Source organism: Belliella filtrata (assembly GCF_022549775.1).
Taxonomy (GTDB): Bacteria; Bacteroidota; Bacteroidia; order Cytophagales; family Cyclobacteriaceae; genus Belliella; species Belliella filtrata.
The window spans coordinates 1-18,828 of the sequence record NZ_JAKZGP010000015.1; the positions used below are offsets into that span (position 1 = coordinate 1).

The window sequence follows — 18,828 nt, forward strand, 5'->3', positions numbered from 1 at the left end:
GCCAGCTTCCTTCAGATTCCACTTCGCATTGGACACCCTTGCTCTTGGCTAGTGGTTGGCGATTACAAACCCCCACAGTGGACTTTCACCACCTAGTTAGTTACCATGCACGGCACACAATAAAAAAAGAGAACCAATTGGTTCTCTTTTTTTATTTTATTTCGAAAATGTTATTTGATGAACAACATTTCTCTATATTTTACCAAAGGCCAAGATTCATCGTCAACTAAAAGTTCCAATTTATCTACAGCGTATCTGATCTTATCAAAGAAAGCATCTTTCACATCAGTGCTATATCCTTTAGCTCTTTTGACTATATCATCTTCTTTGTTCAGCTTCTTTCTAGCATCGATCATCTGATTCACGTTAGACTTTAGAGATTCAAGATGCTTACTTACTTCCTTGATAGTTTCTATAGCAGCAGTGTTATCTAAACCAAGACCTTTTAAACCATTAGCATTTTCGATCAATTTATTTTGATACAAAATTGCAGTAGGAATGATGTGATTCAATGCCAAATCTCCCATTACTCTAGATTCGATCTGTACTTTTTTGATATAGTTCTCGAGCATAATCTCGTGTCTTGCATGAAGCTCAACATGAGAAAGTACATTATGCTTTTGGAAGATTTCGATAACCTTTTTATCTGAATAGGTATCTAGTGCAAATGGCGTACTCTTCAAGTTAGAAAGTCCTCTTTTTTCAGCCTCTTTTTCCCACTCTTCAGAGTATCCGTCACCTTCAAATCTCACTTTTTTAGAATCCTTAATGTATTTTCTCAATACATTTACGATGGCTATTTTCTTTTCTTTTCCAGCAGAGATTTCCTTCTCAATATCTTTTGCCATTTGCTTCAATACTTCTGCAACAATCACGTTCAATGCAGTCATTGGTTCAGCAGAGTTGGCATTTGAACCTACAGCTCTAAACTCAAACTTGTTGCCTGTGAAAGCAAAAGGTGAAGTTCTGTTTCTATCTGTATTGTCAAGAATGATTTCTGGGATTTTAGAAATACCCAGCTTCATATACATGTTATCACCCTTTTCGATCTTAATATTTCCGTTTTTCTCTAATTCGTCTAAAATTCCAGAAAGGGTAGATCCTAGGAATACAGAAATGATAGCTGGAGGTGCTTCGTTTGCTCCTAACCTGTGGTCGTTACCTGCAGATGCAATACTAGCTCTCAACAAATCAGCATAATCATATACCGCCTTGATAGTCCCTACAAGGAAGGTCAAAAACTGAAGGTTCTCTCTAGCTGAATTACTTGGTTGAAAAAGGTTAACACCAGTATCAGTAATCAATGACCAGTTGTTATGTTTACCAGAACCATTGACACCAGCAAATGGCTTCTCATGGAACAATACTTTCAAGTTGTGCTTTTCAGCTACCTTATCCATAAGGTCCATCAAAAGCTGATTATGATCCACAGCTTTGTTGATTTCTTCAAACAAAGGAGCTACTTCAAACTGTCCAGGAGCTACTTCATTGTGTCTCGTAGAAACAGGAATGCCTAATTTCAAAGCCTCAATCTCGAAGTCCAACATGAAGTCCTTAACCCTTGTAGGGATAGAACCAAAATAATGGTCTTCTAGCTGTTGACCTCTAGCTGGATTGTGTCCATATACAGATCTACCTGCCATTACCAAGTCAGGTCTTGTTGCAAATAGTGCCTTGTCAATCACAAAGTACTCCTGCTCCACACCCAAAGACGGTGTTACTTTTCTGACATTTCTATCAAATAGTTGACATATCGCTACGGAAGCATCATTGATAGCTTCGATAGATTTCAAAAGTGGGGTTTTGTAATCCAGAGCCTCACCAGTATACGCCACAAAAATAGTAGGAATACATAGTGTATTAGAGAAAATAAATATCGGTGAAGAAGGATCCCATGCGGTATATCCTCTTGCTTCAAACGTAGACCTGATACCTCCGTTAGGAAACGATGAAGCATCTGGCTCTTGCTGAACCAAAGCAGATCCCTTGAATTTTTCTATTCCTGCATGTGCATCAAAAAATGCATCGTGCTTTTCAGCTGTGGAACCAGTCAGTGGTTGGAACCAGTGTGTATAATGTGTAACACCTTTGGACAATGCCCAAGTTTTCACAGCAGATGCTATCTCTTCAGCTGTAGAAGGATCTATCTTCGCTCCTTTTTCAATCGCTTCTTCTACTTTTTTGTAAACAGTAGGAGCTAATGACTCCTTCATTTGTTTTTTACCAAAAACATTTACTCCAAAATAATCAGAAATTTTTAGTGACGGTGCAGTTGCACTTACACTTGGTCTGTTTTGCGCTAGCAAAAGCGCCTTTTGTCTTAAAGTTGCCATTTCTACAATAAGTGGTTTGATTTAATACCCACAAAAATAGAAAATATTTGCAATTTAAAAGTAATTGGCTCGAAATAAGACCGATTTTCTATAAAAAATACATTATTTCTAAAAAAATAAGCTCAAAGACCATAGAATCACTCATATTTTTTGACTTTAAGGTCTAAAATTGAAAAAATTGAAAACTTGATCTAATTAATTACCTTTGCATTCTTAATCAGGAGGAAGTAAAGTGAAAAAAGTAGCATTCTATACATTAGGCTGTAAGTTGAATTATTCAGAGACATCTACAATCAGTAGGATGTTTGAAGACAAAGGCTATCTAAAGGTTGCATTCGAAGAGAATCCAGACATTTTCATCATCAACACCTGTTCTGTCACTGAAAATGCTGACAAGAAGTGTAAAAAAATTGTACAAGAAGCTAAAAAGATATCTCCTAACTCCTATGTAACCATCATAGGCTGCTACGCACAGCTCAAGCCTCAAGAAATCGCTGAAATAAAAGGAGTAGACGCTGTACTGGGAGCTGCTGAAAAATTCAGACTGATTGAGTTATTGGACGGCTTTGCAAAAGAGCAAGAAACAAAAGTACTTGCATCAGAAATTCAAGAAGCTGTAACTTTCAACAATGCCTACTCAATAAATGATCGAACCAGAACTTTTCTCAAAGTTCAAGACGGATGTAATTATGGTTGTGCTTTCTGCACAATTCCTTTGGCTAGAGGAAAAAGTAGAAGTGACAGTACGGAGAACATACTTGCCGCTGCCAGAGAAATTGCAGCTACAGACGTCAAGGAAGTGGTCTTAACAGGTGTAAACATAGGTGACTTTGGAATTCAAGAAGGTAAAAGGAAAGAAAAGTTCATAGATCTTGTCAAAGCCATAGATGAAATCGAAGGTATTGAAAGACTAAGAATTTCATCTATTGAACCTAACCTACTTACCAATGAAATCATTGAATTCGCATCAACTTCAAAAAGATTCGTGCCTCACTTCCACATCCCACTACAATCTGGGTCAAATGAGATCTTGAGAAAAATGGGCAGAAGATACTTGCGAGAACTATATGAAGATCGTGTGAGTAAAATCAAAACACTTATGCCCCATTGTTGTATAGGCGTAGATGTCATAGTAGGTTTCCCCGGTGAGACTGAAGAGCTATTCTTAGAAACCTACAACTTCCTCAACGACCTAGACATTTCCTATCTGCATGTGTTTACCTACTCTGAGAGAGCAAATACAAGAGCAACAGAAATGGATCATGTAGTGCCTATGAAGGTGAGAAACGAGAGATCAAAAATGCTTCGAATTCTTTCTGAAAAGAAAAGAAGGAAATTCTATGAAGAAAATCTAGATAAAACCTTCACCGTGCTGTTCGAAGATGATGTAGAAGACGGGAAAATGCATGGCTTTACTGAAAACTATATCAGGGTTTCTGCAAAATATGATCCTTTGCTAATCAATGAGCTTAAAACTGTCACTCTGAAATCGATCAATGAGAAAGGAACAGTAGAAGTAACCGAACCAGAAGTCGTCTACGAAAAGCACTAACAGCCTAAAGGTAATTTATAACAATTGCTCAACTAGCCATTCATTTGAATCACTTCTCCATCTCGTAAAACAAGCTCTTTATCAACAACAGAAGGAATATCATGATCATAATGGCTAACATATAATAAGGAAATCATCGGTCTATTTGCGATAAGATTCACTATTTGCCTAAATCGACCAGCTTGATTTTCATCCATACCTTGAGTAGCTTCATCACAGATCAATAGTGCCGGAGATTTGATTAGAGCTCGTGCCAATAAACAAAAACGCTGAACATCTATGGGGGCTTGATGAAAAAGCACATTGGCAAACTTATGAATTTGTAAAAATATCATCCAATCCATGGCTAATTGACTTTGTATATCAGTAGTTTTTTTAAAAAGTCCCATGGTGTCAAAGCAACCAGACAAAATAACTTTATAGCAAGTTTGATTTCTGGGAAAAAATCTTGACAAGTCCGAAGAAACAAAGCCTATAGGTTTCTTAATATCCCAAATCGATTCTCCAGTCCCTCTTTTTTTGTTAAACAAGTAGATATCATTTGCATAAGCTTGGGGATGCTCACCAATTAGTAAACTTATCAAGGTAGATTTACCAGCTCCATTATGTCCTTTGATAGACCACGATTCTCCCTGTTTAATCTCCCAGGTGACATTTTTGAGAATACGTTTTTCACCATAGGATACATTCACTCCATGAAGTTTTACAAATTGCTCATACTTTGGAACATCAAGACTTAAGAGAAGTTTTTCTAGGATTGAATTGTCTATTTCTATTGAATCAACAGCAAGGTTTGTTGATCTATTTTCTAAAAATGCTGATTTCGTCAAAGAGTGCATTACACCTGATCGATACTCTCCCACATGCGTGATTACTTTGGGAATCTCTTGTACTTTTGTAGCAATAATCAATTGGATGCCAGAATCTACTATCTGTTGAAAAACCTGATCAAACATTTCCCTTGTCTCTCTATCCAACCCCGTCAATGGCTCATCCATTAAAAAAAGTTTGGGATTGTGAAGCAAGGCTGAACCTATAGCCAGTCTTCGTGTCTCACCATTCGAAAGTTTGAGCAATGATTCATTTTGAAGTGCTTCAAGGTTGAAAAAATTCATTACCTTTTCGATGTCCCAATACCCATTGTTTTTTGGTTCAATAGTACTTAAATGCTCCTTTACAGTGTAGGCGGTATCTGATTCAGTGGCATTGAATCTTTGTTGAAAATAAAAATTTTGAAGATTATCCTTATTTGTGAAAGTATATTTTTGAGACACATGAGCAATCAAGTCTCTATAACTGCTAACCTCCTTTGCAGCCATTTTTACATTTTGGTATTGAGTTGCAAACGGAAACCTTACATGTCCATGATAAACTACCGTTTTGCCAAGAATTGTATTAAAAAAAGCCTCCTTTTCCAATACACTTGGGAACAAGACAGCCCAATGCTGACCATCTTCCATAGAAAAATCAAAATCTTGGAAAATGGTGTTTCCTAAATGCTTGACCCCAACTTTTTCAAAATACAAAAAACTACTTTTACCCATTATTCATACCTCAAAGACTCGATAGGGTCGAGTTTACTTGCTTTGAATGCTGGGATATACCCTGATCCTAAGCCTACCACAATACAAATCATAAATGAAACCATAATCCAAAGCCAAGGAATCAAGAAACCACCAGGCCCGATAGCATTGGCAACAATATTCCCTATACCAATCCCTAATATTACTCCAAATATCCCACCTATAATACAGATTGTAATTGCTTCAATTAAAAACTGTTGCCTAATTCTCAAAGGTGTCGCACCGAGAGCTTTCCGAATCCCTATTTCTCTAGTACGCTCCGTGACCGATACTAGCATGATATTCATCAAACCTATCGAGGCGCCAACCAAAGTAACAAAACCTATAGTAAACCCTCCTATTCTTAGATATCCTGCCACTTCTTCTAAACTCTCTCCCACTGTTTGACTTTTGGTAATTTCAAAAGAATCCTCTTGACCTACACCATCTTGCCTAACCTTTCTCATCAATCCCGTGGCTTGGCCCATATCATAGTCCACACTCATAGGACTTGATGCACTTGCGGTAATATTATACCGGAAGGTTCCTCTAGAATCCAGCCTACTACCATTTTCTATAGGAATAAAAATAGCCCTATCGGCACTTGATCCCCCTCCCATGTTTCCTTGTTTTTCTAATATTCCTATGATTGTATATCTATTTCCAAAAAATGAAATCTGCTGATTCAAAGCATTCTCTTCCTTCTCAAACAAAGTCTCAACTAAGTCGAGGCCAACCACGCACACATTGGTGCCGTACTGAATTTCTGTAGCACTAAAATTCCTTCCTTCTTCAATCTTCACACCCTTGATCAAGAAATATAACTCATCTACTCCGGTAACTCTGACATTTGGATTAGTTTTCTTTGAACCCCTCTTGATTTCTGCTGCTCCAGAAAGTGTGGTATAAACAGTCGCATTACCCATTGTAGCGTAAGACTGTTTGAACTCTTTTGCATCTTTGTACTTCACAAGTGGGTAAGATTTTTCGGTCTTCCCACCTTGTACAGACCTTCCACCTGAAAAACCTCGTGATCTAATATCAAAGTTGTTGGCCCCTAGTCCAGAGAAACTATCCTCAATTTGGGCTTTGATCGCATCTATTGCAGTGAGCATACCCACTAAAGAAGTAATACCAATAGCAATGATTGCCCCAGTAAGTATTGTTCTCAGAAGATTGGTCTTGACAGACCTTAAAGCCTCTCTTATATTTTCGATCAAATTCATATTTTGTTCATTTTAGAACAGAAATACTAAAATTTAGTATTCTGAAAGCCTTAATATCTTACATTATCCCAAAAAACCAATAACTTTTTTTTATAAAAATAAATTACTTATCAGTGCATTCTATCTCCTCTTACTTCAATATTCCTTAAGACTTCTGCTTCGTACTCTAGCCATTCATTCCAACGCACATTGACCTTGTCTTTATCATAAATATCTCTAGCCAGTTCAATAAAATTTACATAATGTCCAGCTTCAGATATCATCAATTCATAATAAAATTTCTTCAACTCCCCATCTTCTATATCCCTAGACAATAGCTTAAAGCGCTCACAGCTTCTAGCTTCTATCAGGGCATTCATTAGCAAGTACTCAGACAACTGCTGTGGTCGCGTACCACCCTTCTTAACAAACTCAGCAAGCTTGATGACATATTCATCTTTTCTAGGCTTTCCTAAAGAAAAGCCTCTTTTATCAATCTGCTCCATCACACGTTCAAAATGCCCCCATTCTTCTGCGACTACAGGTATGAGTACATCCCTCAATTCTTTGAAATCATAAAAATTCACAATCAAAGAAATGCATGAAGTTGCTGCCTTTTGCTCACAGTAAGCATGATCTATGAGAATATCTTCCAAATTCATCTTGGCAATATCCACCCACCTCGGGTCTGTAGGTAGCTGTAAATGAAGCATTTTTTGTCTTGTACTTTCTTCCCAACTCATATGCATTAATCAAATAGTGGCCATGAAATCCCGATATCCAGCATCCCTCTCAAGCCAGTGTAATCTGGTGTCACAAAATATCCTGGCACAGACAATAAGTTATCGTTGATGTGATTATAGCGAACCAATACGCGTGTCCTATTTATCCTGATATTTAAGAAAAAATCTAAAATAGGATAACCAGCTACAAGGAACCTACTATCCGAACCTTGTAAATAAAACTGCTGCATGGCTGGATTATATGCATCCGCCCTATATTCACTTCTATACCTTCCCTCTACCCCGATCTGAACAAAAAGATTCTCGTCAAACATAGGACTATCATAATAAATCCTACTGTTTGCAAAAACCTCTGGTATCCTGAAAATATCAGATGAACCACCTGTGATAAGGGTATAATATGCCTCCGTCTCCCAAAATAATTTTCCAGCAACATTGAAACTAGTCTTGACGCCAGGAATAAGCATAAAAGCATCGCCTGAAGCTTGAGCAGCTTGTTGATTTTCATCGAAATAAACAAAATTACTCAACCTGTTTATCGTCACATTTGGACGAATACTCCACCTTTTAAAATCAGCTTTGATCACTCCCTGAACTTGATCCAAACCTATATTGGAAAATCTATTGCTCCAGCGGTGATGATTGCCTCTATAAAGCATCTGCATTGCAGTAGGTTTGTACAAAGCCTTGGTGTAAGTAGCCTCTAAGAATGGAGAAATGAATTTACCATTTATTCTGAACGCACCAGGTAGAAGATACTCACCTTCTGCTTCAAACCTCCATTTTTCGCTAATTTCTCCACGAAGTGCTCCACCAATAGAAAATTCATCAAATCCGTAAGGGTCAACTTGGAAATTGCCCTTCATTCTTCCTGTTCTAAACTTTGCAAAGGCATTATAATACACAGGGCCCAAATCCCCTTTGAATCCTATTTCATTCCTCCATTCTGAAAAATCATTGACATTGATTGTACTATCAGGTCTATTGAACCTCTCTGGGTTATACCTGTCAAAAAATGGCGCTGACTCAGGGCCCAAGGCCGTTCTAAAAGAAAGTTCTTGCCTCCTTCTATCAAAAACATGATAGGCTTGCCATCCTTTGAGTATCTCATACTCTTGGTAGACATGGATATCCTGTCGCAAGTCTACTGCAGTAGCATCTCTCAACCAAACTTTGGCATCTTCATAGGTGAAATACAATGAGGTACTATCTACTTCAGGTGGAATAATCCCACCCTGCTCTGCGACTTGATGTCTGGTTCTGGAGAAATTTGCCAATAAGATATATTTATCATTATCAGACTTGTAACTTGTATGAAAAACATAGGCATTTTTCACCGCTTGGTTATCATCCCTCCTATTTGGGTTCAATGTCTTTCTGGCTCGAATAGTATTTAGCGTAAACCCAACATTCCATTTGGGTGTCACGTTTCGAGCAAATTCCAAATCCATCATATTGCGATTTCCACCACCAAAGAAAAGCTCCATATTGGTAAAAGGTGATTTGGTATCATAATACTTGACACTATCAGTAGACTGATGATAAAGATCATAGGCATGGAATCCCGAAGTAGTTCCGATCATCACTGGGGCTTGATAATAAATATGTTGTGCAGCGGAGCCTATATTTCCCAGGTCTTGATATTTCCATCCAGATTTTGCAACTGGTTCATAATAATGGAAATTATTCAAAAGTGTATCTACCTCATATTTCTTTATCCTATTTCTCTTGATGTCTTTTTCCAGAAAATACAAAGTAGTCTTTGGACCAAATACCATTTTTGTAGAATCATCTATGAGTTTTTTTCTTCCATCCTGCTGCTGCTCTTCTTCATCTTCCCCTTCTCTGCTAGTCTCTTGGCGGGTATTTCCTACCGGTGGAGTTCTAGTTGGAATCTGCGCGAAGACTTCTAGACTAAGCGTCAGCATGATTAAAAATAAAATAAAACCTAAAATTCCTGATCTCACTTTTGGTAACCTTTTTCCTTAATAATTGTGATAATTGCTTGTTTTACAAAAGCGCTATCTTCTTCTTTTATATCTATTGCAATGGGCCAGGCAAAAATCGGAATTTCTGCCAAATAATCCCGAAATATAGGTGCTTTAAGTTTCACTGCATCCTTTTCTGTCGTTAAAATTACTGAATTGGGCAATTCTCGGCACTTTTGAGCTATTTTTTCTACATCCGATATTTTGTAATGGTGATGATCCGAATATGAGAAATGATGATTCACTTCGAAATGTTGCCTTGCTTGTTCGACAAATAACGCATCATTGGCAATTCCTGATACAGCCACTACAGAAGATAATTTATCCAACGGTTCAGCTCCCCTGCTTGAAGGCTTTCCGTATTTTATTCCAACAAACAAAATTTTTGCCTTTTCATTGTAAATTCTGATTTGCTTCACGTACTCATTTTTCGAAGCCAAATCTATTGACTTTGGACATTTGGTCACTACAATCAAATCAGCCCTGGTAGCACCAATTCTTGACTCTCTTAAGGTTCCGAGTGGCAAGATTTGATCTTGAAAAAAAGGCTTGTGAAAAGTAGTCAATAGAATCTGATAATCCCCTGCTACATACCTATGTTGAAATGCATCATCTAGCAAAATTAGATCCGTCTCAGGGCAAGCCAAAAGAATTTGAGGAATTGCAAGCACCCTTTCTTCTCCTACTGCAACATTTACTTTATTTCCATATTTTTCATATATCTGAAATGGTTCATCTCCAATCTTTGAAGCGTCGGAAGATTTATCCGCAAGGAAGTATCCCCTACTTTTTCTCCCATATCCTCTACTCAAGGTTGTTAGTTGGAATTGCTCAGAAAGCAAATCAATCAAAAACTCGACAAATGGTGTCTTACCAGTACCCCCCATACTCAAATTGCCTACGACAATGGTAGGAACGGCAAATTTTACTGACTTTTTGAATCCAATATCAAACAAATGATTTCTAAGTCTTGTAGCTAAACCATAGCCTAATGAAAAAGGAAGTAACAAGGGGTCAAACCAACGCATTGAGGAAATTTGATTACTTTTGAAAGACAAATTAAATTAAAATATATGGTTTACCAGATTCAAGACGTAGTTTCTTTTTTGAATACTATCGCTCCTCCAGCTTATCAGGAGTCTTATGATAACTCCAGACTGATCACTGGGTACCCTGATATGCAGGTGAGTGGCATTCTTTGTACTTTGGATGCCACAGAGGAAGTAGTGGATGAAGCCATTTCCAAAGGTTGCAATTTGATAGTGGCTCACCATCCCATCGTATTCAAAGGACTAAAAAGTTTCAATGGCAACAACTATGTAGAGAGAACTATTATCAAAGCGATAAAGCATGATATAGCCATATTTGCAATTCACACTAACTTGGATCATGTTGCTCATGGAGTAAATAAAAAAATATGTGATAAGATTGGGTTAAGCGACACAAAAATACTTGCCCCTAAAAAAGGAGTGCTTTCAAAATTGAGCACTTTTGTTCCTATAGAGGATGTCGAAAAAGTAGCAAATGCAATGTTTGCCGCAGGTGCAGGGACAATTGGAGAATACAGAGACTGTAGTTTTCAAAGTGAAGGAAAGGGCACCTTCACTCCAACTGAAAATGCTAACCCAACCAAAGGCGATATAGAAAAGCCACATCAAGAACCAGAGGTAAAAATAGAAGTAATACTTCCTAGTCACTTGGAGTCAAAGGTGATTCTAGCATTGAAGACATCACACCCGTATGAAGAAGTGGCATACTACCTTCATAGGTTAGAGAACACACACCAAGAAGTAGGTGCAGGAATGGTTGGAAAGCTCCCATCACCTATGGATGAGAAATCCTTTTTAGCATTGTTAAAAAAGAATATGGGGCTTCAAGTTTTGAAACATACTGTACTACTCAACAGGCAAATTGAGAAAGTAGCTGTATGCGGTGGTGCTGGAATATTTTTACTTGAAAATGCAAAAAGAGAAAAGGCTGATGTCTTTATCACTTCCGACATTAAATACCATGAATTCTTTGACGCTGAAAATCAAATAGTTATTTGTGATATCGGACATTATGAGAGCGAAATATTCACAAAAGATCTATTATTAGAGATATTGTCACAAAAATTTACTAATATTGCACTCTATTTTACCAAAGTAGTTACTAATCCCATAACTTACCTATAGTACATGGAAAGTACCGTTGCACAGAAACTTGAAGCACTACATAACCTTCAAAAGATAGATTCCCGCCTTGATGCCATTGTTAAAGTTAGAGGAGCCCTCCCTGAAGAAGTTCAAGATTTAGAAGATGAGATCGCTGGTTATGAAACCAGAATCGAAAAATTCAATGCTGATATACAGTCTTTAGATGAAGATATCAAAAAGCATAAAGAAAACATCAAAGAATCTGAAAAGCTGATCAAAAAATATCAAGATCAGCAAATGAACGTCAGAAATAACAGAGAGTACGACGCCATAACGAAAGAACTTGAGCTTCAAGACCTTGAAATCCAAGTCTCCAAAAAGAAAATCGGAGAGGCTGAAGCTAGAATCGAGACAAAGAAAACCGACTTAGAGGCATTGAAAGATGTAGTAAAAGACAGGAACAAAGATCTTGACAATAAAAAAGGAGAACTTGATAATATCGTTGCAGAAAGCGAAGCCGAAGAAGGAAAGCTTTCAAATGATAGAGAAAAAGCCCTTAAAAAAATTGATGATAGATTAGCTAAGTCTTACACCAAAATCAGGGCAAATGCCAAAAATGGTTTGGCTGTAGTTCTTGTAAAAAGAGGAGCTTGTGGTGGTTGCTTCAATGTAGTCCCTCCGCAAAGACAAGCCGACATCAGAGAGCAAAAGAAACTAATCGTCTGCGAACACTGTGGGAGAATTCTCGCAGGAGTTGAAGATGAAATAGAGGAAGAAGCTCCAAAGAAAAAAAGAGGTTCTAAAGCCTAGTATAATTAAAGACCTGCAATGCAGGTCTTTTTTTTATCTTTTCATGGAATATTTTTAAACCTTCCTGTTGACATGTAAGTTTAATTTACATACATTTCAAAGATGAAGCGGTTTCTATTGATCATATTGTTTTATTGTACCATTCATTCGGTGTTTGCAAATAATCCGAATGAAAGAACCTTTTTGGTGATTTTTGATAATACAGAATTGAAAAAAAATAAAACCAGCCCAGAGTATATCGAACTTAGTTTGATGAATGTATTTAATACAAAATCATTTTCTGGTAATTCAGATGCAGCAATCTTGATCAAAACCAATCAAGCCCAGATAGATAAATGCGTACTTGGTGACTTCATTATCCGATTCAATCAAAACCACATAAGCACCCTAGATGAAATTGCCTTTCAAATCATTGATTTAGATGAGTGCAAAGAGATTTATCATGCTTTGCTTGCAGATTTTGAAGAAAAAAGCTTGAAAAACAAAAAGAGTAACAAACTTTTCAAATCAACGCTTTAAGCTTAAGGTGCTCTCCAGAGTTATTTTTAACAATAACAGCCGTCCCGTTCTGATCAATATCCAATTCGTACAATCCAAGGTTACGATGCTCAAATTGATCCATATCCTTGAGGCCTACTTGCATTATTATACTGAGCAACATTCTCATCGCTCTACCATGCATACATATTAATATCACTTTTTGGTCTTGCTTCAAGATTTTTTCAATCCCAATCTTCAACCTTTTTGCAACTTGATTAGGACTCTCCCCACCTTTGATTGCATAATCTAAGTCACCTGAAGCCCACTTTTCTAACATAGACTGATAATAGGCATTTTCGTCTGGCGTCATAGGCTGGCCTTCGTAGTCTCCCCAACTTATCTCGTTTAATTCGGGAACGGATTCACTTGGGATTCCTAAGGCTATAAACTTCTCGATTGATTGTCTGGTGCGTTGGAGACCTGTGTAAAAAACTTTCTCAAAAGGGACATGCTTATATGCTTCAAAAAAAGCTGAAGCTTGTAACTTCCCATGTTCATTTAGAGGTGCATCAATTCCACTTCCCTGAACCACTCCTTTCAAATTGTAATCTGTTTGACCATGGCGAACCAGGTATATTTTTTTAGTAAGCAAGATTAATTAATTTTGTTCCAGACTTCAAAGAAAATGTTTTTATTCATAAAACCATGATATTTCCACCAAACCTTAATGTCAATACCCTCAACGACTGGGGCAAAAACACAATGACAGATTTTTTAGGAATAGAATTTACTGCCATTGGTGAAGATTATCTTGAGGCTACAATGCCTGTAGATCATAGAACCAAACAGCCCTTGGGACTGTTACATGGAGGAGCTAATGTTGTATTGGCAGAGACCTTGGGAAGTGTGGCTGCAAGCCTTGTTGTTGATCGAAATTCACAGTATTGTGTGGGACTTGAAATCAATGCAAATCACGTCAAGTCAGTCAAAGAAGGTCTGGTACGCGGTATAACAAAACCTGTTCACTTAGGAAAGAAAACTCAAATCTGGGAAATAAAAATATATACAGCATCTGGTGATTTGAGCTGTATCAGTAGAATTACCATGGCTGTCATTGATAAAAAGTAATATGCAGATTCAAACTGGTTACAATACAATCAATCTTGAGGATTTTCTTACAAAACTTTTTGCAAAACTCATCTTACAAAAAGATCAATTTGCAGTTTGGAGAAAACCGAACACAAACACGCTAAATATCTTAATAGATCAATCAGGCATTACAAAAAGAGTTTCACCTCAACTGGAGTCTCTTACACCTGGGTTTATAATACACCCCTTTTTGGATCAAAAAGATAGAAAAGCTTATTACTTAGAAAAATCAGTTTTCATCAAAATAAATCTTGAAAACAATCAGCTAGAAACTTTTCTTGAAGAAAAAACCTCCATGTTAGACCTATCAAAAGCCAAAGAGGTGTTGAGGGATTTTTTCAAAGAAAAAGAATTTGATTCAAAATCGAAAAGCATATATCCCGAGACCTCAAAGGAAGATTTTATCGCTTTGGTAGAAAAAGGAATAGAGGAGATTAAAGAAGGTAAGCTAAATAAGATAGTACCTGCAAAGGTGAAAAAATTAAGCTATAGCGATTCCTTCGATATAGTCACTGCAATCCAAAGTATGCTAAGTGCATACCCAAATGCTTTTATCAATTTCTTCCACCTTCCTGAAATTGGCACTTGGATAGGTGCAACACCCGAAGTTCTTATTCAAACTTCTGGAGATATGTTCCATACCATGTCTCTTGCAGGTACCCAGCAAGCATTTGGTGACAACCCGCTGAAGTCAGTAGCTTGGACGCAAAAAGAAATAGAAGAGCAAGCATTAGTTTCTAGGTATATTGTGGATTGCTTCAAGAGAATAAGGCTTAGAGAATATCAAGAAATTGGCCCAAAAACGGTTATTGCGGGAAACCTGCTACACCTCAAGTCTGACTTCAAAGTAGATATGAAGGCCACGAATTTCCCACAACTTGGAACTGTCATGTTGGAACTTTTGCACCCTACATCGGCAGTTTGTGGTATGCCAAGACAAGAAGCTTTTGATTTTATAAGTAAAAATGAGTCTTTTGATAGGTCCATTTTTGCTGGTTTCATCGGACCTGTGAATATCGAAGGTGAAACATCTATTTATGTCAACCTGCGCACTGCACAACTTTTCCCTGGGACTGCCCTTCTTTATGCTGGAGCTGGTGTGACCGAAGACTCCGACCCAGAAAAAGAGTGGGAAGAGACTGAGTTGAAATGTGAAATTATTGCAAGCCACTTAAACTTGAAAAACTAAAGTGATCCTACAACCTATCCTTGACTTAGTAACTATTTGTGCTAATAAAGGCATCAAGCAAGCCATACTATCTCCTGGATCTAGGTGTGCTCCTATCACGCTTGCTTTTGCAAGACACCCGGACATCCAATGCAGAACCATTTCAGATGAAAGATCCGCTGCATTTATTGCTTTGGGTATGGCACAGCAATTAGACAATCCGGTAGTATTGGTATGCACCTCGGGATCGGCGGCTTACAACTACGCACCAGCTATTGCTGAAGCTTATTTTCAACAAATCCCCCTACTTATAATCACTGCTGATAGACCCGCAGAATGGATAGATCAATGGGACGGACAGACTATAAGGCAATCAGATATTTACGGCAAACATATCAAAACTTCCTTTAATTTTCCGGATGAATTTAGTCATAAGGATAAAGTTTGGCATGCTCACCGCATTGTCAATGAAGCTATCAATAAAGCAAATGAGTATCCAGCTGGACCCGTTCATATCAATATTCCTTTGAGAGAGCCTTTTTATCCTGAGTCAAATGAATCTTTTGAGTATAATGATGTAAGGATCATTGATACGATTTTGGCAAGCCCTACATTGAACGATGTTTCAAAAATTCAATTAAAGGACAAACTTTCTCAACACCAAAAAATCCTGATCATCCCTGGGCAACAAAAACCAAATGATGATATTCAAGATATACTTGACCTACTGGCGGAAAATCAACAAGTCGTCATCGTTTCAGATGTTATTTCTAACCTACAATCAGAAAAAACGATAACTTTTCACGACCACTTTATAAATTCCCCTGAAATTCAAGAATCCTTGAAACCAGATTTGGTTATATCATTTGGTAAGTCAATAATATCCAAGGGCTTGAAAAACTTCCTGAGGGCATCAAGTGCTGAGCATTGGCACATACAGCCCTCCGGGTACACACCTGATACTTTTCAGTCCATGTCAAAGATTATAGCGAGTGAACCAGGTGATTTTTTCAACCTATTGATAGGTCATCTTCCTGAGAACAACACCTATGCAAAAGCATGGAAACATCATGATGATAACATCAAGGTAAAACTAGAAAAGACATTGAATGAAGCAGCTTTTGGAGAGTTCAAAGCTATCCATAAGGTACTTAAACATATTCCTTCTCAAGCCAAACTACACATCGCTAACAGCATGGCCATAAGGTATGTTAATATGCTTGGCTCACGAACCAATGAGGTGATTAGCAATAGAGGAACGAGTGGCATAGATGGTAGTAATAGCACTGCTATAGGCTGTACATTTACTACCAAAGATCCCGTAATATTGATCACAGGTGATTTGGCTTTTTTCTATGATCGAAACGCATTTTGGCACAATTACACCTTTTCCAATTTAAGAGTAATTCTTCTCAACAACCATGCTGGTGGGATTTTCAGACTGATTGAAGGCCCCTCAAAGCAAGCTGAATTAGAAGAGTTTTTTGAAACAAAACAACAACTAAATGCCAGTAATCTTGCCAAAGAATTTGATTTTGAATATGAATTGATTTTAAATGAAAATGATTTAAATCAGTCTTTGGGCCATTTCTTTGAAGAAAACACAAGACCTAAAATTCTAGAAATCAAATCTGAAAGCCATAACAACGCTGAAATTCTTAAGTGGGTCAAAAAAGAAATCCAGAAAATTTAAATTGATCCTTACAATCCCCATACCTTTCAGTTTTTTTGACTACCAATCAGTTCAAGAACTCATTGAGTGAAACCTGAATGGTCTGTTTTTACTATTAATCAATTGATTATCGCAGTATTTTGCGGATTAAATTGATAAAAAAAGCATTCTTTTGTGAATGATCTAAACGAGAACATCTGTTCCAAAGGCTTGCCTTGGAACGGATGCTTTTTGAAATTCCTGATAGAGTAATACTATCAATACCAACTCAAAAATAGTCAGTAATAACAAACCCGGGACAGCAAAAACTACAGTCATAAAGCATATTCCAGTAACTAGCCCTACTGTACCTGCCACAATGTGAGTACTCCCATTTTGCTTGTACTGGTTCAAAAAGCTTGCTCCAAACAAGATATAGATAATCCCTGATATCAATGACCTTAAGATCAAGCTAAAGATTGAATCAATTTGAAGAAAGAATACAATAATATCTTCTATTAGAAAAAGGCATGTTGCTAATACCAATATCACCGTCATCACTTTCATCAATAAATTTCCAAATACTTCTGCAAGCTTAAAAAAGGAAATGTTAAAAAAGAGAAACAGTATGAGTATCCCCATTTTTAAAGTCAAGTACCAGAAAAACGAAATTTGGTCGTATGATTTATTTTCTATCAGCAATTGTATGTCTGTTAGCGATTCAATCATCGAAAGAATCAAATAAAAAATCCCTGAGATGATTGAAAGTCGTAACCAAGAGCTAAAAGAACCTTTTTTGGTATTTTTCAATACTTCAGTGCTTTCTTCTACAGCTTGTACTTCATCAGGTTTCACCTCTAAAACTTCCAAGATTGATTTGATCGTATAGGATCTTGGAGTTACTTCTCCAGCCTCTATCCGCTGGATTGTTCTCACGTTAAGATTACAACGTTCTACCAATTCTTCTTGAGTTAGTCCTTTGGCCTTTCTCCACTCTTGGATCTTTTGTCCTAACAGGGGCTGTTTCATGTGATGTATGTTTTGTTTGACCATGGCAATTTGGAAGGATTCTTACAAATATAGCCCGAAAATCAACAGGATTTTACCCGACATTTGGACGTAATTTGCCTTATCGAGGCTTCGTCACTGGTTCATTTTCATTCAGCTCCATCAATACTCACCTACAGGGATCAATGCCCCCGTTTTTCCTTTCCGCTCACCACATATAAGGGGCTAATTCCGAAATTCCGCTGCGCTTCACTTCGGTTTAGCCCTTATATGTTACCAGCAGTGATTCTGTCTGTCGCTTTCAATTGGTTTTGTTGTTTCGTTATGAAATAAATTGTCGCCAAGTTAAAAAATATAAGTATCGAATTTAGTGTTATAAATTCGCTCTGCTCAACTTTCCAAAAATGTATTCCTATTTGTCCGCCTGAACTTAAAAACCAAACTGTCAAAGCAACTGAGGTCAATGTCGCAGCAAACCATATAAGCAAATGTGTCTTGAAATATTTTAGTCCGAGCATTAATAATGTCGAGTTAAATAAAGTCAAGCAAAGTATATAAGGCAAATAAATAAAAGTCCCAAAAACTACTACGTTCATATCTCCATTCTCAATGTCGTTGAAACGAAGAAATAATACAAATGTCAACACAGCTAAATGTATGAAGCTAAATTTTATAATTGCTTTAAATTTCATTTATCAAATCGTTGTCAGTTGTGTTAGGTGATTGTCTGTCCACAATAATTTTTTATATAAAAGTCAACGGTTGAATGTCCACAGGCAAAAAAGTTGAAGAAAGCACCGAACTTGCAAATTACGTCTATATCTGCCCGAAGTCGAGTAGTGGACAGTCCACCGAGGACTTTACAAATTGTCGTGATTATGCTGTCGTCTAACATTGCTGGTAACGGGATTCAGCTTGGAGACGGCGGGCTTTCGGAGCCGTATTCTTCAAGCTTACTCCTAATCCCTTAAAGATACTGGTTTTCATAGTTACTCTGAACCGCCCGCTGTATCCAAGCTGATGTTAGAGTGCGTTATTCCTTTC

Annotated in this window: 15 protein-coding genes; 7 read left to right on the forward strand and 8 right to left on the reverse strand. The window is 37.4% G+C overall.

The features are described 5' to 3' along the window. Positions 1-170: 170 nt before the first annotated feature. Positions 171-2,333, reverse strand: a complete 2,163-nt coding sequence (locus tag MM239_RS07905; RefSeq protein WP_241347661.1) for a glutamine synthetase III family protein — start codon at positions 2,331-2,333, stop codon at positions 171-173. Positions 2,334-2,565: 232 nt separating this feature from the next. Here MM239_RS07905 and mtaB point away from each other — a divergent pair, with 232 nt between their 5' ends. Continuing rightward, entirely contained in the window at positions 2,566-3,885 is a 1,320-nt protein-coding gene (gene mtaB / locus MM239_RS07910) for a tRNA (N(6)-L-threonylcarbamoyladenosine(37)-C(2))-methylthiotransferase MtaB (protein ID WP_241347662.1), read from the forward strand. A gap of 32 nt (positions 3,886-3,917) precedes the next feature. Here the strand turns inward: mtaB and MM239_RS07915 are convergent, their stop codons facing one another. The 5 genes from MM239_RS07915 to lpxK all read right to left on the reverse strand — a co-directional run bounded on the left by MM239_RS07915 (position 3,918) and on the right by lpxK (position 10,411). After that, on the reverse strand, positions 3,918-5,429 hold the full coding sequence (locus MM239_RS07915) for an ATP-binding cassette domain-containing protein (protein ID WP_241347663.1): 1,512 nt from the start codon (positions 5,427-5,429) through the stop codon (positions 3,918-3,920). Then, a complete protein-coding gene (locus MM239_RS07920; protein WP_241347664.1) occupies positions 5,429-6,673 on the reverse strand; it encodes an ABC transporter permease in 1,245 nt (414 codons plus the stop codon). Before MM239_RS07920 ends, MM239_RS07915 begins: the two co-directional genes overlap by 1 nt. 110 nt (positions 6,674-6,783) lie before the next feature. After that, positions 6,784-7,395, reverse strand: a complete 612-nt coding sequence (gene miaE, locus MM239_RS07925; RefSeq protein WP_241347665.1) for a tRNA-(ms[2]io[6]A)-hydroxylase — start codon at positions 7,393-7,395, stop codon at positions 6,784-6,786. Between the two features lie 5 nt (positions 7,396-7,400). Then, entirely contained in the window at positions 7,401-9,323 is a 1,923-nt protein-coding gene (locus MM239_RS07930) for a putative porin (protein WP_241347666.1), read from the reverse strand. Between the two features lie 35 nt (positions 9,324-9,358). Next, positions 9,359-10,411: a tetraacyldisaccharide 4'-kinase gene (lpxK, locus tag MM239_RS07935; RefSeq protein ID WP_241347667.1), complete on the reverse strand. Its 1,053-nt coding sequence runs from the start codon at positions 10,409-10,411 to the stop codon at positions 9,359-9,361. A gap of 45 nt (positions 10,412-10,456) precedes the next feature. Here lpxK and MM239_RS07940 point away from each other — a divergent pair, with 45 nt between their 5' ends. The 3 genes from MM239_RS07940 (at position 10,457) to MM239_RS07950 (ending at position 12,847) form a co-directional block, all read left to right on the forward strand. After that, positions 10,457-11,557: a Nif3-like dinuclear metal center hexameric protein gene (locus MM239_RS07940; protein ID WP_241347668.1), complete on the forward strand. Its 1,101-nt coding sequence runs from the start codon at positions 10,457-10,459 to the stop codon at positions 11,555-11,557. Between the two features lie 3 nt (positions 11,558-11,560). After that, a complete protein-coding gene (locus MM239_RS07945; RefSeq protein WP_241347669.1) occupies positions 11,561-12,328 on the forward strand; it encodes a zinc ribbon domain-containing protein in 768 nt (255 codons plus the stop codon). A gap of 102 nt (positions 12,329-12,430) precedes the next feature. Next, positions 12,431-12,847: a hypothetical protein gene (locus MM239_RS07950; protein WP_241347670.1), complete on the forward strand. Its 417-nt coding sequence runs from the start codon at positions 12,431-12,433 to the stop codon at positions 12,845-12,847. Here MM239_RS07950 and MM239_RS07955 read toward each other — a convergent pair. Beyond that, a complete protein-coding gene (locus MM239_RS07955) occupies positions 12,831-13,460 on the reverse strand; it encodes a histidine phosphatase family protein (protein WP_241347671.1) in 630 nt (209 codons plus the stop codon). The two genes, MM239_RS07950 and MM239_RS07955, sit on opposite strands and share 17 nt — an antisense overlap. A 53-nt stretch (positions 13,461-13,513) precedes the next feature. Here MM239_RS07955 and MM239_RS07960 point away from each other — a divergent pair, with 53 nt between their 5' ends. The 3 genes from MM239_RS07960 to menD are packed head-to-tail and all read left to right on the forward strand — an operon-like array spanning position 13,514 to position 16,818. Further along, complete coding sequence (locus MM239_RS07960; protein WP_241347672.1) at positions 13,514-13,936, forward strand: hotdog fold thioesterase; 423 nt, start codon at positions 13,514-13,516, stop codon at positions 13,934-13,936. A gap of 1 nt (position 13,937) precedes the next feature. Then, complete coding sequence (locus tag MM239_RS07965; RefSeq protein ID WP_241347673.1) at positions 13,938-15,146, forward strand: chorismate-binding protein; 1,209 nt, start codon at positions 13,938-13,940, stop codon at positions 15,144-15,146. A 1-nt stretch (position 15,147) separates the two neighbouring features. After that, positions 15,148-16,818, forward strand: a complete 1,671-nt coding sequence (menD, locus tag MM239_RS07970; RefSeq protein WP_241347674.1) for a 2-succinyl-5-enolpyruvyl-6-hydroxy-3-cyclohexene-1-carboxylic-acid synthase — start codon at positions 15,148-15,150, stop codon at positions 16,816-16,818. A gap of 162 nt (positions 16,819-16,980) precedes the next feature. Here menD and MM239_RS07975 read toward each other — a convergent pair whose 3' ends face one another. Beyond that, on the reverse strand, positions 16,981-17,805 hold the full coding sequence (locus MM239_RS07975; protein WP_241347675.1) for a helix-turn-helix domain-containing protein: 825 nt from the start codon (positions 17,803-17,805) through the stop codon (positions 16,981-16,983). Positions 17,806-18,828: the final 1,023 nt, after the last annotated feature.

Excerpts from the sequence above, each read along its gene's own strand:
- MM239_RS07905 (WP_241347661.1), bottom strand. The coding sequence starts at position 2,333 with ATGGCAACTTTAAGACAAAAGGCGCTTTTGCTAGCGCAAAACAGACCA.
- MM239_RS07915 (WP_241347663.1), bottom strand. The coding sequence starts at position 5,429 with ATGGGTAAAAGTAGTTTTTTGTATTTTGAAAAAGTTGGGGTCAAGCAT.
- MM239_RS07920 (WP_241347664.1), bottom strand. The coding sequence starts at position 6,673 with ATGAATTTGATCGAAAATATAAGAGAGGCTTTAAGGTCTGTCAAGACC.
- miaE (WP_241347665.1), bottom strand. The coding sequence starts at position 7,395 with ATGAGTTGGGAAGAAAGTACAAGACAAAAAATGCTTCATTTACAGCTA.
- MM239_RS07930 (WP_241347666.1), bottom strand. The coding sequence starts at position 9,323 with ATGCTGACGCTTAGTCTAGAAGTCTTCGCGCAGATTCCAACTAGAACT.
- lpxK (WP_241347667.1), bottom strand. The coding sequence starts at position 10,411 with ATGCGTTGGTTTGACCCCTTGTTACTTCCTTTTTCATTAGGCTATGGT.
- MM239_RS07940 (WP_241347668.1), top strand. The coding sequence starts at position 10,457 with ATGGTTTACCAGATTCAAGACGTAGTTTCTTTTTTGAATACTATCGCT.
- MM239_RS07945 (WP_241347669.1), top strand. The coding sequence starts at position 11,561 with ATGGAAAGTACCGTTGCACAGAAACTTGAAGCACTACATAACCTTCAA.
- MM239_RS07950 (WP_241347670.1), top strand. The coding sequence starts at position 12,431 with ATGAAGCGGTTTCTATTGATCATATTGTTTTATTGTACCATTCATTCG.
- MM239_RS07960 (WP_241347672.1), top strand. The coding sequence starts at position 13,514 with ATGATATTTCCACCAAACCTTAATGTCAATACCCTCAACGACTGGGGC.
- MM239_RS07965 (WP_241347673.1), top strand. The coding sequence starts at position 13,938 with ATGCAGATTCAAACTGGTTACAATACAATCAATCTTGAGGATTTTCTT.
- MM239_RS07975 (WP_241347675.1), bottom strand. The coding sequence starts at position 17,805 with ATGAAACAGCCCCTGTTAGGACAAAAGATCCAAGAGTGGAGAAAGGCC.